We start from the raw sequence: 20,841 nt of genomic DNA, 5'->3' as shown, positions 1-20,841 counted from the left end.
CTTATAAATTATTAACGGTGAGGTACTCCACGATGGCATCCTTTTTAAACCAGGTGCTTACCGCTTCAATTAAATTCATTTGTATTTGCAATTGTATTTCCTGAATATCCAGAACATCATCAAAATCTATGGTTCCGGTTTCATATTGTTTCAATAACAGGTCTTCAGCATCTTTCGCCTGACCCAAATTGTCGGCCTGGGCTTCAAACTTTATCCTTGCTGAAGCACGCTCATTTAAGGCAGATCTTAAACTGCTTTCCAGCTCATTCAGCCTTAAGTTCCTATTGGAAGATATCTGTTCCTGTCTAAGTTCATTCTGTTTAGTAACAGAGCGATATTTTTTATTGAATATCGGCACCGAAATGGACAGCATAGGCATAAGAATATCTTTTCCGTTATCCGAAAAATTCATGTCGGTCCTTTCTTGAACACTAATGTAATCCACTCCCAATCCTAATTTTGGAGCTGCTTCCTGCAGATTCACCTGCTCTGAAGCTTCAATGCTTTCTGCGAAACGGTCGAATTTCTGTAGTTCAGGATGGATAGAAAGATTTATATTCTCAGAACTTTCAATTGGTATTAGCAAAGTATCCTGCACCAGTATTTCAGCATCATCATTTATATTCAGAAGATTATTGAATTCTGTTTCCTTCACTTCTATATTTAGCTGGAGATTCTTTTTCTTTTCAACAAGGTCATTTTGCCTCATCTTAAGCCGAAGAACTTCTACGGCAGATGCTTTTCCAACTTCAACAGAATTCAAAGCCATGGTCCTGTAGATTTCGAGTAATTGTATATTTTCCTCCAGGACTTCAACCTTTTCCTGCAATTCATAAATTTCATAATACAATTGAGAAACATTCAGCCGCAATTTTCTTCTGGCGATCTCAAGATCGGCTTCTTCCACACTCACCATATAACCTGCATATTCCTTTCTGGAATCTATGGTACCAAACCAGGGCAGCATTTGTTTTACAGAAACCCTTAATTTCTGCGGACCTGTTCTGGTTTCAGGTTCACTTACAAAATATCCAAAACCAAACTCTGTGTCTGGAATCGAATTCACTTCGTTGATCCTTTCCCTGGCGATTTCTACAGAAGAGTTCATAGACTGAATTTCAGGATTATTCTGTAGGGCCTGGTTTTGGTATGTATCAAGGTTTTGAGCATTTACTGAATGAAAAGTGAAAAGTGAAAAACTAAAAACACATAATAAAATCAAGTGTTTTTCTAAGTGTTTACTTTTAAACCCTCCAAACTGATGAACCTCAATAATTTCTATTTTTGAACTTTTCATCTTATTAAATTTTAGACTTGGCTGTTTTTATGGTACTCACCAGCATTGCAACTAGCTCCTTACAATTACTATGAAGTCCTGCATAGACCGTATGCTCTATAAACTCTGAATCTTTCAATAAATCCAACCAATAAATAGTCTCATTTGCTTCTTTTAAAGCGATACTCATTTTATGTATAAAGTCCTTTTTACTTTCGGCAAACTCTGCCTCCCGAATTAGGGCTCCTATAGCCGTCCCACTTCTCAAAACCTGCTTGCTTAAGACAAATTCCTTCTTCTCATTAACAATGGATTTATACCTCTGAATAACTAAAAGGGCAAACGAATAACTTTTATCTCTTAAAATACTTACTCCCATGATTTCAACTTATCGATTATTCACTTTTAGTTTTTCACTTTTAACTTTCAACTGACTTTCCTTCCTCCAGCTAAACAATACGGGTACCACGAATAAAGTGATCAGGGCGATAAGCATTCCACCAAAGGCAGGAATAGCCATCGGGATCATAATATCACTACCTCTTCCCGTTGAAGTTAGAATTGGCAGTAAAGCAAGTATAGTGGTAGCTGTGGTCATTAAACATGGCCTAATACGCATTTTACCAGCTTCGATCACAGATTGTCTTATCTCCTTTTTATTATCGGGAGAATTAGCTTCGAAAGTTTGAGTAAGATAAGTAGCCATCACAACGCCATCATCTGTAGCAATACCAAAAAGCGCAATAAATCCAACCCAGACGGCGACACTTAAATTGATCGTTTTGATCTGAAACAGTTGCCTGATATTCTCTCCGAAAAGGCTGAAATCCATAAACCAACCCTGGCCATACAGCCAGATCATCATAAATCCTCCACCAAAGGCAACCGCGATTCCGGCAAATACCATTAATGATGTTGAGACTGATTTAAACTGAAAGTAAAGGATCAGGAAAATGATCAATAAAGACAATGGGACTACCAGGGAGAGTGTTTTCTCAGCCCTGATCTGGTTCTCATAACTTCCTGTAAATCGATATTTGATACCAGCCGGGACTTTTAGTTCTCCGGAATCTATTTTTTCCTGAATTAATTCCTGGGCATTCTCAACCACATTAACCTCAGCAAAACCATCCAGTTTATCGAACAGCACATATCCGGTCAAGAATGTATTCTCACTTTTTATAACCTGAGGTCCCTGCTCATATCTAATGTCTACCAATTGGCCTAGAGGAACTGGTGAACCGCCTTCTACCGGAACATAAATATCCTTGATATCCTGCGGGCTTCCACGAAGTTCTCTTGGATACCTTACACGAATACCATATCGTTCTCTTCCCTCAACCGTCTGGCTCAACTGCATTCCACCAACAGCGACCTGCAATATTTGTTGAACATCATCAATTGAGATCCCGTAACGAGCAAGGCTCTCCCTTTTTATATCGATTAGTAAATAAGGTTTACCTACGATCCTATCGGCAAAAACAGCTTCATCTTTAACTCCCTCAGCCTCCTTTAGAATATCTTCAAGCTTCATCCCAAAATCCTGGATCTGCTTCAGGTCCTGACCCTGGACCTTGATTCCCATTGGCGCTCTCATCCCAGTTTGCAACATGATAAGGCGCGTTTCAATAGGCTGTAATTTAGGTGCAGATGTTACTCCCGGAAGCTTTGTAACCCTGGCGATCTCATTCCAGATATCATCAGGAGTTTTGATCTCAGGTCTCCAATTCCTGAAATATTCACCATCATCATCAGGAATAAGTTGGGAAGGATTTAATTTCAATGGATTATTTACCAAAGAATCCTTGTACTGCTCTAAATTATCTACTTCTGAATTTGGATTGGCAGCAAGTTTCCCGTTTTTCAGAATAAACAAACCATCTTCATTAACACGGTATTCCTGTTTTTCTCCATCTTCATTCTCCATAAATTCAGTCTTATACTGAATTATGTTTTCGTACATGGATAGCGGTGCCGGATCCAGAGCAGATTCGGTTCTACCCGCTTTACCCACCACGGTTTCCACCTCTGGCAAACTCGCCACAGCCATATCTAACTGTTGTAAAACCCTTTTGTTCTCCTCCACTCCAGAATGGGGTAAAGAAGTAGGCATTAAGAGAAAGGATCCTTCGTTTAAGGAAGGCATGAATTCCTTACCAGTATTTTTCATTATAAAGAAGCCAAGGACGATAATTGCGGTAGGAATAGCCAGGAAAAGTAATTTATTTTCCAGGGTCCATGTTAGAATTCTAACATAATATCTTTTGAAAAGGTAAAAGACCGCCAATAGTCCAAAGGTGATCACTGAAACGAAAAAAAGATTCAAAAAAATACTGTTTTGAAGTCCCAGAGGCCTCCAGTATACAGATAGCAGCATTACGATTGTTGCTACTGAAATGATGATCTTGAACAATTTACTTTGCTTTTCATCAATCTTATCGAATTTCATGAGGAAGTCTATCGCTCCAAAACCAATTAAGGCGAGACCTATCCAGTATCCGAAGAAAATTGCTGCGATTCCTGTAAGGATCAATAATACAGGGAATATATAGCTCGTTCCTTTTCTGAAATTTCGTTTTTTGAATAAAATTGCTGCTATGGGTGGAATTAGAAATAAGGCTACCAAAATTGAAGCGGTAAGTGCCATGGTCTTGGTAAAAGCCAGAGGTCGGAATAACTTCCCTTCTGCTCCTACCATAGTGAAAACAGGAATAAAGCTAATAATGGTAGTTAATACCGCGGTTACGATCGCTCCAGAAACTTCAGCTGTGGCTTCATAGACCAATTGATTAATGGGCCGTTTATCTTTCATATCCAGATGCCTGATGATATTTTCAGACAGGATAATTCCCATATCCACCATGGTCCCAATAGCAATCGCAATACCGGAAAGAGCTACAATATTCGCCGCTACGTCAAAGATCTTCATCGAAATGAACACCATAAGAACAGCCACGGGCAGTAATCCGGAAATTAGAATGGAGGCCCTTAAATTGAATACCATAATAATAATGACCAGAATAGTGATCAAAATTTCCATCGTAAGGGCTTCGTTCAAAGTTTCAAGAGTTTCCTGGATAAGCTCTGTCCTGTCATAAAAAGGAACAATTGTAAGTTGGGATTCGGTACCATCGCTTAGGGTTTTTGAAGGAAGACCGGAACTTATTTCAGCAATTTCAGCCTTTACATTATTGATCACCTCCAAAGGATTGGCACCGTAACGGGCAACCACAACCCCTCCAACAACCTCAGCACCTTCCTTGTCCAGGATCCCACGGCGCGAAGCAGGTCCCATAGAGACGTTAGCAATGTCCTTGATCTTTATAGAAGCATAATCTTCTGAAGTCACCACTGCATTTTCGATGTCTTCCACAGATTTGACGTAACCCAGACCTCGAACCAGATATTCTGCCTGGTTGATCTCCAGAGTTTGCGCGCCTATTTCCCGATTACTTTGCTTGACCGCCATCACAACCTGATCCAGGCCAATTCCGTATTGGCGCATTAGTTCAGGTTTCACATCGATCTGATATTGCTGAACATATCCACCAATACTCGCCACTTCTGAAACCCCACTTGCTCCGGATAGTGCATATTTTACATAGTAATCCTGAATACTCCGCAATTCCTGCAGGTCCCATCCACCGGTAACATTTCCATCTTTATCCCGACCTTCCAGAGTATACCAGAATATCTGTCCAAGACCTGTAGCATCAGGTCCCAGGGTTGGGCTCACGCCTTCGGGTAAAAGGTTTTCGGGTAAAGAATTAAGCTTTTCAAGAATACGACTACGGCTCCAGTAGAATTCTACATCTTCTTCAAAAATGATATAGATACTGGAAAAACCGAACATAGAAGAACTACGAATGGTTTTCACTCCCGGAATACCAAGTAAACTCGTGGTTAAAGGATAAGTGATCTGATCTTCAATATCCTGTGGAGAGCGGCCAGGCCATTCGGTAAAAATGATCTGTTGATTTTCACCAATGTCGGGGATAGCATCTACCGCCACGGGATCATTTGGCAATATGCCGGTTTCCCAGTTGAAAGGTGAGTTCATGATCCCCCAACCAACGATCACCGCTAGTAATATAAAGGTGACCAGTTTGTTCTCGATTAAATATTTGATGCTTTTATTCAGCATTTTTCGGTAATTAAAAATTAGAAATAAGGCGCGTAACGCAAAAAGCCACTGCAAAAAATGAGTGGTTCAAGATCTAAATCTTAATTATCAAATAAGGAATACTTGGTCTTCCAGCTGTATATCTGTGACCAGTATGGGAGGAGAATAATCTTTAAATGGAATGATCTGTTTTGGTAAACTTTCAAACAGATCAAAATAGGCATAAGTGAAAGTAGTAATGAAAAGCTGTTGATGGAAATCGAAAGAATCAAAAGATAATTTTAATTCATCCTGACCTTCAACTGAAACTTTTTCATTGGTACAACAATGTGATTCCGCAGCCGCATTCATTTGCATCCCACAAGTCTTTGCCTTGGAGAAAACGGCTTTATCCACTAAATGACTCCCACAGAAATGCTTATCTACCGTAAAAGACATGGTAGATAACATCACCAGAAAGGCCATGGTCAAGGAAATTATATGTTGCAAAGCTTTTTTCACTGCTTACAAAAATACATATTTTTTAAATATCAGAGTTTTAGACCTTAAAGATCCAAAAACCTGGAGGTAAAATTAGAAAACTTATGGAGTCCATGGTTTCAATTTTCAGGAATAATCTTTCAAAAATTGAATTTTAAAAATTAATCATTTTATACGTACTTTTATGTAAATCAATCACTTAAACAATCATATAAAAATGGGAAATAAAAAAATTATTGCGGTCGTAGGTGCTACAGGATCGCAGGGAGGTGGATTAGTTCGTGCAATTTTAAATGACACGGATGGCGGATTCAAAGCAAGAGCAATCACACGAAATCCATCGTCAGACAAAGCTAAAGAACTTAAAGACCTTGGAGCTGAGGTTGTAGAAGCAGATATAGACAATAAAGAAAGTGTTATTAAAGCCTTCAAGGGCGCTTATGGCGCTTTTTGTATGACCAATTTCTGGGAACATTTCTCTCCGGAAAAAGAACTGGAGCAGGCCAAGAATATGGCTGAAGCAGGAAAAGAGGCAGGCTTAAAACATGTAATCTGGTCTACACTTGAGGACACCAGGAAATGGATTCCTTTAGACGATGACCGCATGCCCACTTTGATGGAAAAGTATAAGGTACCGCATTTTGATGCCAAGGGTGAGGCGGATGAATATTTCACGGCCAGTAAAGTTCCCTACACCCTTCTCTTCACTTCTTTTTACTGGGATAATTTTATCAATTTCGGGATGGGTCCACAAAAGGGCGAAGATGGTGAACTGGCAATTACGTTCCCGATGGATAAAAAAGAACTTCCAGGAATTGCCGCGGAAGATATAGGAAAATGTGCCTACGGAATATTCAAAGCTGGTGACAACTACAAGAATAAGATTGTTGCCATCGCGGGTGAACATCTTACCGGTAAGGAAATGGCTGATATTTTCTCTGAGGTCTATGGCAAGAAGGTAAAGTACAACGCGGTAGAGCCCGAGGTTTACAGGAATTTTGATTTTCCCGGAGCCGATGATCTTGGTAATATGTTCCAATTTAAGGTTGAACAGGAAGAATATTTCTGCACCATTAGAGATGTAAATGCAACCCGAAAATTAAATCCCGAACTGCTTAATTTCAGGCAGTGGCTGGAACAGAATAAAGACAAGATCGATGTTTAGATCCTACTTTTTATATTCTTTCAGTCTATAGTAATAAAAAGCCGGAAGCAGGATCAATAAAAAAAGCGGATGAATTAAAAACCTTCTTACATAAAAGAGGGCCAGATAATGTTCTCTTTCTATATTTAATACCAGAAAAATAAATACGATGGTTGCCAGTACATAAAGAATGGCATATAAAACCGCAGAAAACTTCAAGATATTGAGGTCTCTAAAACTTATATAGATTATAGCTAAAGATATAATTGTATTCAGCCAAAATCTAAGGGTAAGATTGAACATAAGTTTGGCCATGTCCATTGGTGGTATGATGTCCAGTAAATAATCAGATTTAAAGAACTGGATTAACGGATCATAGAACAATTCCTGCTCGAAAAATCTTATAGCCGCAAGCAACAGGACCAATAGACCAATTTCCACTATCCGATACCGTCTTTTTACTGTTTTTTCCATTTTGAATAAATTCTAACCCAGATCAACCAGAGAATTAAAACAGTCCCGTAAATAGCTAATGGGAAAAATATTGAATGCATTATGTTGGCATATTGCGGGTATTCATAAATACTTACCGCAAGTATCACTATTCTAAGAATATTGATCGAGTAAATGATGACCGAGCCGGCCAGAATATATAGTATGGTTGAAACAGTTTTTCCAAAGAATGCCAGAATAAAAGAAGTGAAAAGTATAATTATACTCGCTGAATTACAGCCTTCCACTATTCCGGCTAAAAAATAATCATTGACCATTAATTTCATGGACAAACCGGTATAATGCATCACTACCTCAACATTCTCATAACCTAAACCCTGCATTACTGTTCCGCTTTGACGCGCTACGAGCTGAGTTAAAGGATCTGGAACGGGATGTTCTGTATCGTACAGAATTAGAAATCCGCTATAGAGACTGGAAAAAAGAAAGTAACTACCCAGAAATATAAAGATGAATCTAAGAACAAGACGATATTTCTTAATTAAACTGAGCAAGCGATAGAGGGGTTTTTAACAAATTTATAGAAATCAAAGGCTCAGTTTACATGAGAAATTGAATACTTTTGCACTAAATATTGTTAATATGCCATTTCAGAAATTAAAACCAAGAGTTGAAGAGATCCTTAATAATGAGAATCTAAGCGTGGATAAAAGGCTTACAGAAGTATGTGAGCTACTTGAATCTAATATTCCATATTATGACTGGGTAGGTTTCTACTTTAAGAATGGAGATAAGGAAGAACTTAAATTAAGATCTTTTGCCGGAGAACCAACAGATCATGAAATTATCCCTTTTGGTAAAGGTATTTGCGGACAGGTTGCGGTTTCGAATAAAAATTTCGTGGTACCAGATGTGAAAGCTCAAAATAATTACATAGCCTGCAGTATTCATGTAAAGGCAGAGATTGTTATCCCTCTTTTCAAAAACGGAGAGAACATTGGCCAGATAGATATAGACAGTCATACTGAAGATCCATTCTCACACGAAGATGAAATTTTTCTTCAATGGGTAAATGAAAAAGTATCTGAGATCTTATAGAGGAAAACACATATAACAATAAAACCCTTAGGAGTTCCTAAGGGTTTTATCGTTTTTGGTATAGCTAGTTTTTAGTGATATTTCTTTTTCAAATCTATATTTGAAAGGCTATTGTAAAAAATAAAAGGATAAAAAATCCAATCAATTGTAGAATAGAATTCAAATAGTTTTTTTCAATTTCATTTCCCATTTCCATAGCTTTTGATTCAAACATACACAAGCTTTACCCTGGGAAACAGATCTTTAACGAACTTTAATTCTTTTTAGAATAATTTAAGCTAAAATTGAGGGTAAATGACAACGCATTTAACGAGACCTTTACATTCCAGTTCTAATTGCTTCAACAGGATCTAGTTTAGAAGCAGATATAGCGGGAATTATACCTGAAATTAATCCAATTACTGCAGATACGGCGGTTCCAATTAAAATATTCAGTGGAGAAAGGACGAATTCAAAATCACCAGTAAACTGGGAAGCTACAATAGAAACCAGCCAGACTATAAATAATCCAACCATTCCTCCAATTACTGAAAGTATAATCGCTTCAAATAAGAACTGAGAAAGAATGAACTTGTTCTTGGCCCCCAGGGATTTCTGAATTCCAATTAAGTTAGTTCGCTCTTTTACGCTCACGAACATGATATTTGCGATTCCAAAGCCACCTACCAGCAATGAAAATCCGCTGATGACCAAACCAATGATATTTAACTGTCCGGTAATATTGTCTATAAAATCTGCAAATCCCTGAAGTTGGTTCACAAAAAAGTTATTGATCTCCCCGGGTTTCAGTCCACGCATATTTCTAAGCTGTTGTTCCAGCATCGCTACAAATTCGTCATTATCTACTCCATCTTCTGGCTTCATGACTATTTGAGGGAATACAGTTCCTTTGGTGGTACCATAAACTCGTCGGGCAAAATTTGCCGGCACAAAGGCCTGGCCATCTCTTGAACCTGTAAACAAGGACTGCCCCTGCTTTTTAAGAACTCCAATTACGGTTGCCCGTCTTCCAAAGATCCTCACTTCTTTCCCTAAGCCATTGGAATCGCCAAATAAATTATTCGCGATCTCATGCCCCAGGACAATAACCCCAGAGCCGCTCACAGCTTCGGGTTCATTAAAAAACCTTCCTTCTTCCAGCTCAAAAGCTTCAATATCATAATATTCATGGGTCACTGCACCAATATCTACTCCAGTGCTGGTAACGTCCTGATATTTTATAGAAGAACCCCCGGGAACTCCCAGTGCAAAACTTATAGCTTCTACATCTGGAAGACTCTTCTTCAGATTCTGATATTCTTCATAGGTGACATCTGGAAACTGTTCTCTTTTCCAACGTGGAACTTCAGAAGGTCCAAAATTGAATCTCATAACGATAACCGTGCTGTTATCCAGTGCACTTAAACTTCCGGTAATATCTTTTTTCAGGGAATCTACGGCGGCAAGAACTGCGATAATTGAAAATATACCAATGGTAACGCCCAGCAAAGAGAGAAAAGTACGAAGACGGTTATTTTTAAGAGCGCTTATAGCGAAATTAAAGCTCTCCTTGAGTACGCGTAAATAAATTAGCATGGTATAAAATCAGCTGTTTTAGGTCGATTTAAAGATAGGACGTTCGTTCTAAAAATTCGTTACAAAATTTATTTAGAATTCAGGGATTCCTCCTTCAGATTTTTAGCTTAATTGGTTACTTTTGCAGCTTTAACAAACACAACACAATGAGCGAATTAAAACAAGCAAAATCTGCTTTAATTTCAGTTTTCAGTAAAGACGGGTTAGAACCAATCGTTGAAAAACTTAATGACCTGGGAATCAAAATATACTCTACCGGAGGTACCGAAAAATTTATCAAGGATCTAGGGATCGAGGTGATCCCAGTTGAAGATGTAACCTCATATCCTTCAATTTTAGGCGGAAGAGTAAAGACACTTCACCCTAAGGTTTTTGGTGGAATATTGAACCGTCAAGACCATGAAGGAGATGTAAAAGAACTGGAACAATATGAAATTCCGCAGATTGACATTGTGATCGTGGACCTTTATCCTTTTGAAAAAACAGTAGCTTCTGGCGCTTCTGAACAGGATATCATTGAAAAAATAGACATTGGAGGTATTTCTTTAATTCGTGCTGCGGCTAAAAACTTCAAGGATGTTACCTGTGTTTCATCTGTAGACGACTACCAAGAGTTTCTTGATCTCCTGAATGCAAAGAATGGAGAAACCAGCATAGCAGACAGGAAAAGATTCGCGACAAAAGCTTTTAATATTTCTTCGCATTACGATTCAGCGATCTTCAATTATTTTAATACTGAAGGAGAAGTAAATTCTTTCAAACAAAGTGAATTGAAGGGAAAAGAATTGAGGTATGGAGAAAACCCACATCAAAAAGGGACTTTCTTTGGAGATTTCGATGCGATCTTTGACAAACTTCACGGAAAGGAACTTTCTTATAATAACCTTTTGGATGTTGATGCTGCGGTTAACCTCATGAATGAATTCAAAGGAGAGGCTCCAACCTTCGCCATCTTAAAACATAATAACGCTTGTGGTCTTGCGCAGCGTGACACTATCCACCAGGCGTATGTAGATGCGCTGGCAGGTGATCCAGTCTCAGCTTTCGGTGGGATCCTGATCAGTAATGTGGAAATAGATGCCAAAACTGCTGAAGAAATCCACAAACTTTTCTGTGAAGTGGTGATCGCTCCTTCTTTTTCTTCGGAAGCGTTAGAAATATTGAAAGGAAAGAAGAACAGAATTCTTTTAATACTTAAAGATGTTGAACTTCCAAAGGACCAGGTAAGAACCTGTTTGAATGGAGTTTTGGTTCAGGATAAAGATCTAAAGACAGATAAACTGGAAGATCTTACGCAGGCCACGAACAATAAAGCATCAGATGACGAGTTATCTGACATGATATTTGCATCTAAAATTTGCAAACACACTAAATCGAATACCATCGTTTTAGCTAAAAACAAACAACTTTGTGCAAGTGGTACTGGTCAGACTTCAAGAGTGGATGCCCTAACCCAAAGCATAGAGAAAGCAAGGTCATTTGATTTTGACCTGAATGGTGCCGTTATGGCGAGTGATGCTTTTTTCCCATTCCCTGATTGTGTGGAGATTGCCGGAAACGCAGGTATCACTGCAGTAATTCAGCCTGGAGGATCAATTAAAGATCAGCTGAGCATCGATTATTGCAATGAAAATAATATCGCCATGGTGATGACAGGAACACGCCATTTTAAACATTAATTTTAGTACATTTACCCGAACCTCAATACTTATAAAAACACTATGGGATTTTTCGACTTTCTCATTGAAGAAATAGCAATCGACTTAGGTACAGCCAACACCCTTATAATACATAATGATAAAGTTGTTGTAGACAGCCCCTCAATAGTAGCGCGCGACAGAACTTCCGGCAAAATAACAGCTGTAGGTAAGGAAGCGGCTATGATGCAGGGGAAAACTCATGAGAACATCAAGACCATACGTCCTTTAAAAGATGGTGTAATTGCCGATTTTGATGCCAGTGAGAAGATGCTTACCATGTTCATCAAAGAAATTCCGGCACTTAAGAAAAAACTATTTACTCCTGCCTTAAGAATGGTTATCTGTATCCCGTCAGGAATTACTGAAGTGGAGATGCGCGCTGTTAAGGAAAGTGCAGAAAGAGTTAATGGTAAAGAGGTTTACCTTATCCACGAACCTATGGCCGCTGCCATTGGTATAGGTGTTGACATCATGCAGCCTAAAGGAAATATGATCGTGGATATAGGGGGAGGTACTACAGAAATCGCAGTGATCGCTCTTGGAGGTATCGTGTGTGACAAATCGGTGAAGATCGCCGGTGATGTTTTCACCAATGATATCGTTTATTACATGAGAACCCAGCATAACCTTTATGTAGGTGAGCGTACTGCGGAAAAAATAAAGATACAGATCGGTGCGGCTACTGAAGATCTTGAGGTGCCGCCAGATGAAATGAGCGTTCAGGGTAGAGACCTTCTTACCGGGAAACCGAAGCAGGTAAATATCTCTTACCGTGAAATTGCCAAGGCTTTAGATAAATCTATTTTGAGGATCGAAGATGCGGTTATGGAAACCCTTTCTCAGACTCCGCCAGAACTTGCTGCCGATATTTACAATACCGGTATCTATCTTGCAGGTGGTGGTTCAATGTTAAGAGGCCTGGACAAACGTTTATCTCAGAAAACAGATCTTCCGGTTTATATCGCCGAAGATCCATTAAGAGCCGTAGTTCGTGGTACAGGTATCTGTTTAAAGACATTGAATCGATACAAAGGGATTTTGATCAAGTAGGAGAAGATTAATTTATGCAGCAGATTTTCAACTTTCTTATTCGGAATAAGAATTCGATTTTATTCTTAATCCTGTTCGTTGTATCTGTATTTCTTACAATTCAAAATCACGCTTTTCATAAGAGCCGATTTATAAGCTCTGCCAATATTGTGACCGGTGGCGTTTATTCATGGTCTAATAACATCAATACCTATCTTCACCTGGACGAGTATAATGAAAGATTGCTTGAAGAGAACAACAAGCTTCGTAACATCATTTCAAATATTCACGACAGCATTTCAGTAGAAAAGCAACTGGATAGTACTTCTTTTGAAGGAGATTATTTGTTCAGGACGGCAAGGGTGATCAACAATAACTTCTCAAAAGTTGATAATTATCTTACACTAAACCGTGGAAAAAAATCTGGTATTGAACAGGAATTTGGGGTTATCACCAGTCAGGGAATCGTTGGAATCGTGGATAGGGTAAACGAGAATTACTCGAGAGTAATATCTATTTTAAATAGCAGATCGCGTATAAATGCGCAACTTAATAACACCAATCATTTTGGTAGTCTGGTATGGGATGGAAAAGACCCGAATATTGTACAATTGATAGACGTTCCGAGACAGGCGCCCTTGCAAAAAGGAGATACCATTATTACCGGGGGTAGATCTCTCATCTATCCAAAAGGTCTTCCCATTGGAAGTATTCAGGATTTCACTCTTGACCAAACCCAAAGTTATTATACCATCAACATCAAGCTTTTTAATGATATGACCAATATTGGTTATGTCTACGTGATAGAAAATGTGAACAAGGAAGAAATAGAGAAATTACAGGAGACCAATGAACAATAAGGTTTTTTCAAATATCGCCAGGTTCATCATCCTTGTTTTTTTACAGGTCCTAATCCTGAACAATATCAACTTTGCAGGATATATAAATCCGCATTTGTATGTATTGTTCATATTGCTGTATCCTTTTGCCGGAAATCAGAGTTTATTCCTGTTTTTATCTTTCCTATTAGGATTAAGTATAGATATTTTTGAAGATAGCGGCGGGATTAATGCAGCGGCATGTTTAGTAGCAGCTTTTGTAAGACCTAACTTATTGAGGTTCTCATTTGGAATAAGTTATGACCATCAAAACATCAGGCTTGCGGCAACTCCTTTTGGATCGAAATTAAGCTACGTTTTCTTAATGGTGATACTACATCATTTTGTATTGTTTTCCTTGGAAATGTTCAGCTTAAATCATATACTTCTAGTACTGAAAAAGACATTATTTTCCAGTATATTCACAGTTATCCTAACTCTTTTAAGCCTTACTTTATTTAGTAAAAAATATCGATGAGAAAGATTTTACTATACATAACGATCTTAACCACCGGTTTGATCTTCATAGGAAGATTGTTCTATCTCCAGGTGGTTGATACATCTCTGGCGATAAGGTCACAGGATAATGCGATAAAAGTAGTATATGATTATCCTCAGCGTGGTTATATTTATGACCGTAATGGGGAATTGATGGTTTCTAACCAACCGTCCTATGACGTCATGGTTATTCCTAGAAACCTGAAACCATTCGATACCACAGAATTCTGCCAGATCTTAAACCTCGAACGAGAAGATCTGGAAAAGAAACTGGACAAGGCAAGGATCTATTCTCCTATGTTACCCTCGGTAGTTATTCCTCAGCTTACCAAGAGCGAATATGCAATCCTTCAGGAGAAAATGAGGAAATACGAAGGCTTTTATATTCAGAAGAGATCTTTAAGGGATTACCAGGTAGATCATAGCGCTAATGTTTTAGGATACATAGCCGAAGTTAACCCGAGTATTGTAAGTAAGAATCCTTATTATATTTCTGGTGACCTTATTGGCCGTGCCGGGGTAGAGGAAACCTACGAAGAACTTTTACGCGGAGTAAAGGGTGTAAAATATATTCAGAAAGACCGTTTTAACAGGGATATTGGCCCTTATAAAGAAGGCATTTACGATACACTTCCAGAAAAAGGAAAAGATATTGCGCTAACTTTAGATGCAGCGCTGCAGGATTATGGAACCAAATTAATGAAAAACAAAAGGGGTGGCATCGTTGCCCTTGAACCGGAAACAGGAGAGATCCTGGCTCTAATTACGGCTCCAACTTATGATCCTGCGAAACTTGTAGGGCGTAAACGCTCCCCTAACTTCACCGAATTATATTACGATACTATTGCCAGACCGCTTTACGATCGCGGCCTTTTGGCTCAATATCCACCTGGATCCCCATTCAAGACTCTAAATGCCTTAATTGGTTTGCAGGAAGGTGTGGTGGACACCCAAGATAGCTTTTCCTGTAATCATGGGTACTCCTATGGTAGAGGAAGAAAGCTGGGATGCCATGCGCACAATAGTCCGTTATCCATGGTTCCTGGAATTGCTCAGTCATGCAACGCCTATTTTGCGAATGTTTACAGAAGGATTATCGAAAAATACCCAACTCCACAACAAGGAATGGATGCCTGGAATGCTCATTTAAAGAGCTTCGGTTTAGGGCAATATATGGGTAATGACTTAAGTACAGGTCAACCTGGAAAAATACCAGATTCAGATTATTATAACCAGATCTATGATTACCCAACATATAAGTGGTATGCCACAGCTACCATTTCCAATGCCATTGGCCAGGGAGAGGTTCTAATGACGCCTATCCAGCTAGCTAATATGGCAGCCACGATTAGTAATAAAGGCTGGTATTATACGCCGCATATTCTTAAAGAGATCGAAGGCGACCCTATAAAGGAAGATAAATTCACTAAAAAGAATTACACCTCTATCGAAGCAAAACACTTTGAACCGGTGATAGAAGGCATGCATGAAGTTTATAAAAGTGGAACGGCCTCTACCCTAAGAATTCCTGGTGTAGAAATCGCCGGAAAAACAGGTACTGCAGAAAACTTTGCAAAAGTAGATGGCATAAGAGTCCAATTAACAGATCACTCCATTTTTGTAGCTTTCGCCCCTGTGGAGAACCCAAAAATAGCTATTGCAGTATTCGTAGAAAACGGATACTGGGGAAGCAGATATGCAGGTAGAATGGCCAGCCTTATGATTGAAAAATATCTGAAAGGCACCATCACAAGAACTGATATGGAAAGCTGGATTTTAAGCCACAGCCTGGAAGACGAATATGCAAAACCATTAAGCGGAGAACCTTTTAGAATTAATCAGTAAATGAGTAAAAGCAGCGCAGGATTTGACTGGATAAGCATATTCATTTATTTAGCATTGATCTTTTTTGGCTGGGCCAATATCTATTCAGCCTCCCTGGGATCAAGTTCAGGTTCTTATTTAGACATGAGCCAACCTTACGGAAAACAGGCACTATTTATCGCCTTGAGCATTTTCCTTATTGTCATCATACTTTCTATTGAAGCCAAGTTCTACCAACGATTTTCCAGTGTTATCTATATAATTTCACTGCTCTCACTGGCAGGGTTATTTGTGTTTGGTAAAACAATATCAGGTGCCACCTCGTGGTATTCCTTTGGAAGCTTCGGAGTACAACCCTCTGAATTTGCAAAATTCGCCACCGCCCTGGCCCTGGCAAAATATTTAAGCGATATACAAACCAATATTAAAAGGCTTAGCCACCAGGTTAAAGCTTTTATCATAATTGCTATTCCAGCCATTCTTATTGTCCCCCAACCTGACCCCGGAAGCGCTCTGGTTTATGCAGCTTTCTTTTTTCCACTTTATCGTGAAGGACTATCAGGTTTTTATCTTGTAGCAGGTTTAACGGCAGTTTCAGTATTTATCCTGACCCTGGTTATTGGTCCAATTTGGGTAAGTGTAGCAGCTTTAATAATTGGATTATTGCTCTTCTTTAGAAAAAGAAAAAAACGGCCCGGCCGCGTCCTTATTACCTTATTCGCGCTTATTTCAATAGGTTTAAGTTTTTCTGTAAACTACATCTTTGAAAATGTCTTCGAACAAAGACACCGTGATCGCTTTAACATTGTCCTTGGAAAAGAAGTTGATTCCCGTGGAATTGGTTACAATACAAATCAAAGTGAGATCGCTATTGGCAGCGGCGGGTGGTTAGGTAAAGGCTGGACCGAAGGAACGCAAACGAAAGGTCATTTTGTACCGGAACAACATACAGATTACATCTTCAGTACGGTAGGAGAAGAATGGGGCTTTCTGGGAAGCGCTCTGGTAGTAATATTATTTGTCCTGTTATTAATAAGACTCCTGGTCCTGGCTGAAAGACAACGAAACCAGTTTTACCGGGTATATGGATACTCCGTAATCGGGATATTATTTATTCATTTCCTGGTTAATATAGGAATGGTAATAGGAATCTTCCCTACGGTTGGGATCCCACTTCCCTTCTTTAGTTATGGAGGATCCGGATTGTGGGGATTCACCATTTTACTATTTATCTTTATTAAGCTAGATTCTGACCGACTTTCCTATTAGGAGCATTTATCTGCCATTAAAAGAATTGCGGCTACAACTAAAATCAGAACCGGATAAACATATTTTCTTTTCATAATATCAAACATAAAAAAACCCGGAACCAAAGTTCCGGGTTTTTACTTTTATATATACTCTTAGTTCTTCACTTTATTCTTTCTCTCAACATCTGCCAGTTTATTCTTGGTGATATTGTTCATTTTAATATCTGAAAGCACATTGATCGCTTCTTCAATATAAACATCCTTGCTCAAACTTTCATACCATCTTTGCCTTTTCTCTTTCAGTATAGTGTCTGTAGCGAAAAGCTCTTCTTCATAAGGAAGCGAAGTATACGTTAGATCTGTCTTATAATCTTTAATTGCCTCAAACTGCTTCGCCATTTCCTGGTCTTTTTCAGCCTGTTTTGCATATTCATCATAACTCAATGGATAGCTGCTGTCTTCGCTTTGAGTTTTCACCCATTTAGCATTATCCTCAATAAGTTTTAGCTGATCATTTGTGTCCATCCTGGCTTTACTAGCCTCGATAGCTTCCTCGAAACCTACATATCCATTCCAGATATCATAATCTGCTGCATCTATCTTATCCCATGGTAACGGATTTTCCTGATCCTTTTCACCAATATCCACAAAACTATATCTGTCCGGAACCACTACATCACTCTTCACACCTTCAAGCTGGGTAGAACCACCATTCACTCGATAGAACTTCTGGGTAGTAATTTTAAGCGCTCCCATATCTCCCATATCATTATTTCTAAGCCACCTGTTAAGGTCAATCACGTTCTGCACTGTTCCCTTACCATAAGTTTGCCTACTACCAATGATGATCGCTCTTTTATAATCCTGCATTGCTGCAGCAAGTATCTCTGACGCTGAAGCTGAAAGTTCATTCACCAGGATCACTAAAGGACCATCCCAAACAACCTGAGGATCTTCATCTTTCAGTACTTCTTTACGCTGACCATTAGATTTTACCTGAACAATTGGTCCTTCTTCAATGAACATCCCTGCTATATCCACAACGGTTTTAAGAGATCCTCCACCGTTATTTCTAAGGTCAAGCACAAGACCTTCCATTCCTTCTTTTTTCAGTCTTACAATATCTTCTTTAATATCTGAAGCAGCATTACGATTATTATAGTCTTCCATATCGAAATAGAACTTAGGAAGATTTATAATACCGTACTTTTTACCATCTTTCTTCACCATTGAAGCCTTGGCGTAAGTCTCTTCGATCTCGATAATATCACGGGTTAAAGTAACTTCTTCAATATTCCCCATCACTTTCTTACGAACAGTAAGGGTTACTTTAGTGTCTTTAGGACCTTTGATAAGATCTACCGCATCATCAAGCCTCATCCCAACGATACTCACAGCCTCTTTCTCATCTTCCTGCTTCACCTTTAAGATCACATCACCTTCGCCAATCTCTTCACTTCTCCAGGCAGGACCCCCAGAGATCACTTCAGTAATAGTAATATCATCACTATCCTTGATCAAACGAGCTCCAATTCCCTCAAGCTTACCAGACATGGCTATATCGAACCTATCCTTATCCTGAGGAGCAAAATAGAAGGTATGAGGATCAAATTCCTCTACAATCGAGTTAATATAAACCGAAAAGTAATCCTCTCTCTCAAGGTCGTCTGTAAAATCATAGTACCTGTCTATATTAGAAAGTGTAGTTTCTCTGGCCTCTTTTTCCAATTCGGCATCGGTTTTCATTTCATAAGAAGCATCATCCTCTTTTTTCTGTTTTTCATCCTGCTTAAGATCATAATAAGTAATAAGGGTATTGAACTTCAATTGTTCCTTCCACCTTTTTCTCATTTCCTCTTTAGAGGTAACATAATCCAGACTATCATAATCTGTATTAATTTTTTCATCCTCACTAAAATCAAAAGGAGTAGCTAAAATTTCCTTATACAGAGATCTGGCTTCTTCCATACGTTCGCCAAGACGGCCATAGGTAAGGTTGAAAAATTCTATATTCTTCCCTTTGATCTGGTCGTCTATCTTATCTTTAAAAGCATCGAATTCCTCAATATCCCTGGCATAGAAAAATCGTTTTGAAGGGTCTAAACCTTCAAGGTAATCTTCATATACATTTGCTGAAAAACTGTCATTAATTTCCTTAGCATCATAATGTCCCTGGTTAAGCACATACGTAATGAGATCTATAAGAAGTTTATCCTTGTTGGGGTCTTCGAATTTCTTGGTAGTAAAACTACATGAGGCAGCAGCCATTAGAAGAACGACTGCTAAGATCTTAATATTCCTTTTCATAACTCGTTTTAATTTCGTCATCGTTTGGTTACCATAATTATAGTAAAAACTGTGCCAATAAGTTAAATCACCTGCACTAATTTGTGATACCACTAATATAAGCTTTCCTTATTTAAATTCTTATTTTAGCAGAACCAAATAATTATGCATGAATAAGAAAAAACCCCTGATCCTGGTCACTAATGATGACGGGATAACTGCACCCGGTATCAGGACACTGGTAGAGGTCATGAAAGAGCTTGGAGATGTTATCGTGGTCGCACCAGATAGCCCTCAAAGCGGAATGGGACATGCGATCACCATTAGTGATACACTTTTCTGCGAGCAGGTAACCATCAAAGAATCCTACAAGCATAAAGAATATAGTTGTTCTGGAACTCCAGCTGATTGTGTGAAAATTGCCACTCAGGAAATACTCCACCGCAAACCAGATCTATGTGTAAGTGGAATAAATCATGGATCTAATTCTTCCATTAATGTCATTTATTCAGGCACCATGAGTGCAGCGGTAGAGGCTGGTATAGAAGGTATTCCTGCCATTGGATTTTCCCTGCTGGATTATTCACTTAATGCCGACTTCGAACCAACTAGGAAATACGTAAAAGCGATCACTCGTAATGTTCTAAAGAACGGACTTCCAAAAGGTGTTGTTCTAAACGTAAATATCCCAAAACTCAAAGCTGAAGAAATTAAAGGCATCAAAATTTGCAGGCAGGCGAATGCCCACTGGGAAGAGGAGTTCGACAAAAGAACTAATCCTCAGGGTCGTGAATATTACTGGTTAACAGGAAAGTTCGTGAATAAGGATGACGGTGACGATACAGATGAAAAAGCATTGGAAAAAGGCTATGTATCTGTGGTTCCTGTTCAATTCGATCTTACGGCCCATCATTTTATAAAAGATTTAAGCAGCTGGTCTCTGAATGATTAAACAAAATTTACTCACCGGATTTTTAACAGGAATAGCGGCAAACATCGCTGGGGTAATTTTATATATCACACTACTTTCAGAAGCCGATATAGATACAACTCTTAAGAATGCAGTCGCGAACGATTATCTTGGAAAGATAATAGCTCTTGGAGCCATCCTGAACTTCATTCCATTCTTTGTTTTTCTGAAAAAGAAACAGAATTACCATGCAAGGGGAGTATTACTGGCAACCGTATCTGTAGCAGTTGCCGTAGCAATCTATAAATTCATTTAAC

Annotated in this window: 18 protein-coding genes; 10 read left to right on the top strand and 8 right to left on the bottom strand. The window is 38.8% G+C overall.

Translation table 11 applies throughout. From position 1 onward, the window contains the following. Position 1: 1 nt before the first annotated feature. From G3I01_RS07220 to G3I01_RS07205, 4 genes are all read right to left on the bottom strand, one after another. Positions 2-1,297 carry a TolC family protein gene (locus tag G3I01_RS07220; RefSeq protein ID WP_219552358.1) on the bottom strand — a complete coding sequence of 432 codons (1,296 nt, stop codon included), beginning with the start codon at positions 1,295-1,297 and terminating at the stop codon, positions 2-4. Positions 1,298-1,301: 4 nt separating this feature from the next. Further along, a complete protein-coding gene (locus G3I01_RS07215; RefSeq protein ID WP_219552356.1) occupies positions 1,302-1,655 on the bottom strand; it encodes a four helix bundle protein in 354 nt (117 codons plus the stop codon). Between the two features lie 9 nt (positions 1,656-1,664). After that, positions 1,665-5,420: an efflux RND transporter permease subunit gene (locus G3I01_RS07210; protein WP_219552354.1), complete on the bottom strand. Its 3,756-nt coding sequence runs from the start codon at positions 5,418-5,420 to the stop codon at positions 1,665-1,667. An 87-nt stretch (positions 5,421-5,507) separates the two neighbouring features. After that, on the bottom strand, positions 5,508-5,888 hold the full coding sequence (locus G3I01_RS07205) for a hypothetical protein (RefSeq protein ID WP_347709006.1): 381 nt from the start codon (positions 5,886-5,888) through the stop codon (positions 5,508-5,510). A gap of 208 nt (positions 5,889-6,096) precedes the next feature. Here G3I01_RS07205 and G3I01_RS07200 point away from each other — a divergent pair, with 208 nt between their 5' ends. Then, positions 6,097-7,044: an NmrA/HSCARG family protein gene (locus tag G3I01_RS07200; RefSeq protein WP_219552350.1), complete on the top strand. Its 948-nt coding sequence runs from the start codon at positions 6,097-6,099 to the stop codon at positions 7,042-7,044. Between the two features lie 3 nt (positions 7,045-7,047). Here the strand turns inward: G3I01_RS07200 and G3I01_RS07195 are convergent, their stop codons facing one another. Together G3I01_RS07195 and xrtF are read right to left on the bottom strand one after the other, a co-directional pair. Continuing rightward, entirely contained in the window at positions 7,048-7,497 is a 450-nt protein-coding gene (locus tag G3I01_RS07195; protein ID WP_219552348.1) for an exosortase F system-associated protein, read from the bottom strand. After that, positions 7,482-8,030, bottom strand: a complete 549-nt coding sequence (gene xrtF / locus G3I01_RS07190) for an exosortase family protein XrtF (protein WP_219552346.1) — start codon at positions 8,028-8,030, stop codon at positions 7,482-7,484. The genes G3I01_RS07195 and xrtF overlap by 16 nt, the downstream gene beginning before the upstream one ends. 88 nt (positions 8,031-8,118) lie before the next feature. Between xrtF and G3I01_RS07185 the strand changes: the two genes are divergently transcribed. Further along, positions 8,119-8,574 carry a GAF domain-containing protein gene (locus G3I01_RS07185; protein ID WP_219552344.1) on the top strand — a complete coding sequence of 152 codons (456 nt, stop codon included), beginning with the start codon at positions 8,119-8,121 and terminating at the stop codon, positions 8,572-8,574. Between the two features lie 318 nt (positions 8,575-8,892). On the opposite strand, the gene G3I01_RS07180 is transcribed toward G3I01_RS07185, so the two are convergent. Further along, the gene (locus G3I01_RS07180) at positions 8,893-10,149 is read right to left on the bottom strand and encodes an ABC transporter permease (protein ID WP_219552342.1); all 1,257 of its coding nucleotides are present in this window, start codon (positions 10,147-10,149) and stop codon (positions 8,893-8,895) included. A 146-nt stretch (positions 10,150-10,295) separates the two neighbouring features. Here G3I01_RS07180 and purH point away from each other — a divergent pair, with 146 nt between their 5' ends. The 6 genes from purH to rodA are packed head-to-tail and all read left to right on the top strand — an operon-like array spanning position 10,296 to position 17,347. Beyond that, a complete protein-coding gene (purH, locus tag G3I01_RS07175) occupies positions 10,296-11,828 on the top strand; it encodes a bifunctional phosphoribosylaminoimidazolecarboxamide formyltransferase/IMP cyclohydrolase (RefSeq protein WP_219552340.1) in 1,533 nt (510 codons plus the stop codon). A gap of 42 nt (positions 11,829-11,870) precedes the next feature. Further along, positions 11,871-12,899 (top strand): rod shape-determining protein, encoded by a 1,029-nt coding sequence (locus G3I01_RS07170; protein WP_011710806.1) that lies wholly within the window; start codon positions 11,871-11,873, stop codon positions 12,897-12,899. Positions 12,900-12,913: 14 nt separating this feature from the next. Further along, positions 12,914-13,738 carry a rod shape-determining protein MreC gene (mreC, locus tag G3I01_RS07165; RefSeq protein WP_219552338.1) on the top strand — a complete coding sequence of 275 codons (825 nt, stop codon included), beginning with the start codon at positions 12,914-12,916 and terminating at the stop codon, positions 13,736-13,738. Further along, a complete protein-coding gene (locus tag G3I01_RS07160; RefSeq protein WP_219552336.1) occupies positions 13,728-14,234 on the top strand; it encodes a rod shape-determining protein MreD in 507 nt (168 codons plus the stop codon). Before mreC ends, G3I01_RS07160 begins: the two co-directional genes overlap by 11 nt. Beyond that, entirely contained in the window at positions 14,231-16,099 is a 1,869-nt protein-coding gene (mrdA, locus tag G3I01_RS07155; protein WP_219552334.1) for a penicillin-binding protein 2, read from the top strand. The genes G3I01_RS07160 and mrdA overlap by 4 nt, the downstream gene beginning before the upstream one ends. Beyond that, complete coding sequence (rodA, locus tag G3I01_RS07150; protein ID WP_219552332.1) at positions 16,100-17,347, top strand: rod shape-determining protein RodA; 1,248 nt, start codon at positions 16,100-16,102, stop codon at positions 17,345-17,347. A gap of 134 nt (positions 17,348-17,481) precedes the next feature. Here the strand turns inward: rodA and G3I01_RS07145 are convergent, their stop codons facing one another. Then, positions 17,482-19,635 carry a carboxy terminal-processing peptidase gene (locus tag G3I01_RS07145; protein ID WP_219552329.1) on the bottom strand — a complete coding sequence of 718 codons (2,154 nt, stop codon included), beginning with the start codon at positions 19,633-19,635 and terminating at the stop codon, positions 17,482-17,484. Between the two features lie 148 nt (positions 19,636-19,783). Between G3I01_RS07145 and surE the strand changes: the two genes are divergently transcribed. Beyond that, a complete protein-coding gene (gene surE / locus G3I01_RS07140) occupies positions 19,784-20,566 on the top strand; it encodes a 5'/3'-nucleotidase SurE (RefSeq protein ID WP_219552327.1) in 783 nt (260 codons plus the stop codon). Continuing rightward, positions 20,559-20,840, top strand: a complete 282-nt coding sequence (locus G3I01_RS07135; RefSeq protein ID WP_219552325.1) for a hypothetical protein — start codon at positions 20,559-20,561, stop codon at positions 20,838-20,840. The genes surE and G3I01_RS07135 overlap by 8 nt, the downstream gene beginning before the upstream one ends. Position 20,841 lies beyond the last annotated feature (1 nt).

Origin of the sequence: Gramella sp. MT6 (assembly GCF_019357415.1) — a bacterium.
In the GTDB taxonomy this organism is placed as follows: Bacteria; Bacteroidota; Bacteroidia; order Flavobacteriales; family Flavobacteriaceae; genus Christiangramia.
Note: the sequence above shows the minus strand (reverse complement) of the source record. Positions and strands in the feature narration are given on the sequence as shown.

Bases quoted from the DNA above. Each gene is read 5' to 3' on its own strand.
- G3I01_RS07220 (WP_219552358.1), bottom strand. From the start codon at position 1,297: ATGAAAAGTTCAAAAATAGAAATTATTGAGGTTCATCAGTTTGGAGGG.
- G3I01_RS07215 (WP_219552356.1), bottom strand. From the start codon at position 1,655: ATGGGAGTAAGTATTTTAAGAGATAAAAGTTATTCGTTTGCCCTTTTA.
- G3I01_RS07210 (WP_219552354.1), bottom strand. From the start codon at position 5,420: ATGCTGAATAAAAGCATCAAATATTTAATCGAGAACAAACTGGTCACC.
- G3I01_RS07200 (WP_219552350.1), top strand. From the start codon at position 6,097: ATGGGAAATAAAAAAATTATTGCGGTCGTAGGTGCTACAGGATCGCAG.
- G3I01_RS07195 (WP_219552348.1), bottom strand. From the start codon at position 7,497: ATGGAAAAAACAGTAAAAAGACGGTATCGGATAGTGGAAATTGGTCTA.
- G3I01_RS07185 (WP_219552344.1), top strand. From the start codon at position 8,119: ATGCCATTTCAGAAATTAAAACCAAGAGTTGAAGAGATCCTTAATAAT.
- G3I01_RS07180 (WP_219552342.1), bottom strand. From the start codon at position 10,149: ATGCTAATTTATTTACGCGTACTCAAGGAGAGCTTTAATTTCGCTATA.
- purH (WP_219552340.1), top strand. From the start codon at position 10,296: ATGAGCGAATTAAAACAAGCAAAATCTGCTTTAATTTCAGTTTTCAGT.
- G3I01_RS07170 (WP_011710806.1), top strand. From the start codon at position 11,871: ATGGGATTTTTCGACTTTCTCATTGAAGAAATAGCAATCGACTTAGGT.
- mreC (WP_219552338.1), top strand. From the start codon at position 12,914: ATGCAGCAGATTTTCAACTTTCTTATTCGGAATAAGAATTCGATTTTA.
- G3I01_RS07160 (WP_219552336.1), top strand. From the start codon at position 13,728: ATGAACAATAAGGTTTTTTCAAATATCGCCAGGTTCATCATCCTTGTT.
- mrdA (WP_219552334.1), top strand. From the start codon at position 14,231: ATGAGAAAGATTTTACTATACATAACGATCTTAACCACCGGTTTGATC.
- rodA (WP_219552332.1), top strand. From the start codon at position 16,100: ATGAGTAAAAGCAGCGCAGGATTTGACTGGATAAGCATATTCATTTAT.
- G3I01_RS07145 (WP_219552329.1), bottom strand. From the start codon at position 19,635: ATGAAAAGGAATATTAAGATCTTAGCAGTCGTTCTTCTAATGGCTGCT.
- surE (WP_219552327.1), top strand. From the start codon at position 19,784: ATGAATAAGAAAAAACCCCTGATCCTGGTCACTAATGATGACGGGATA.
- G3I01_RS07135 (WP_219552325.1), top strand. From the start codon at position 20,559: ATGATTAAACAAAATTTACTCACCGGATTTTTAACAGGAATAGCGGCA.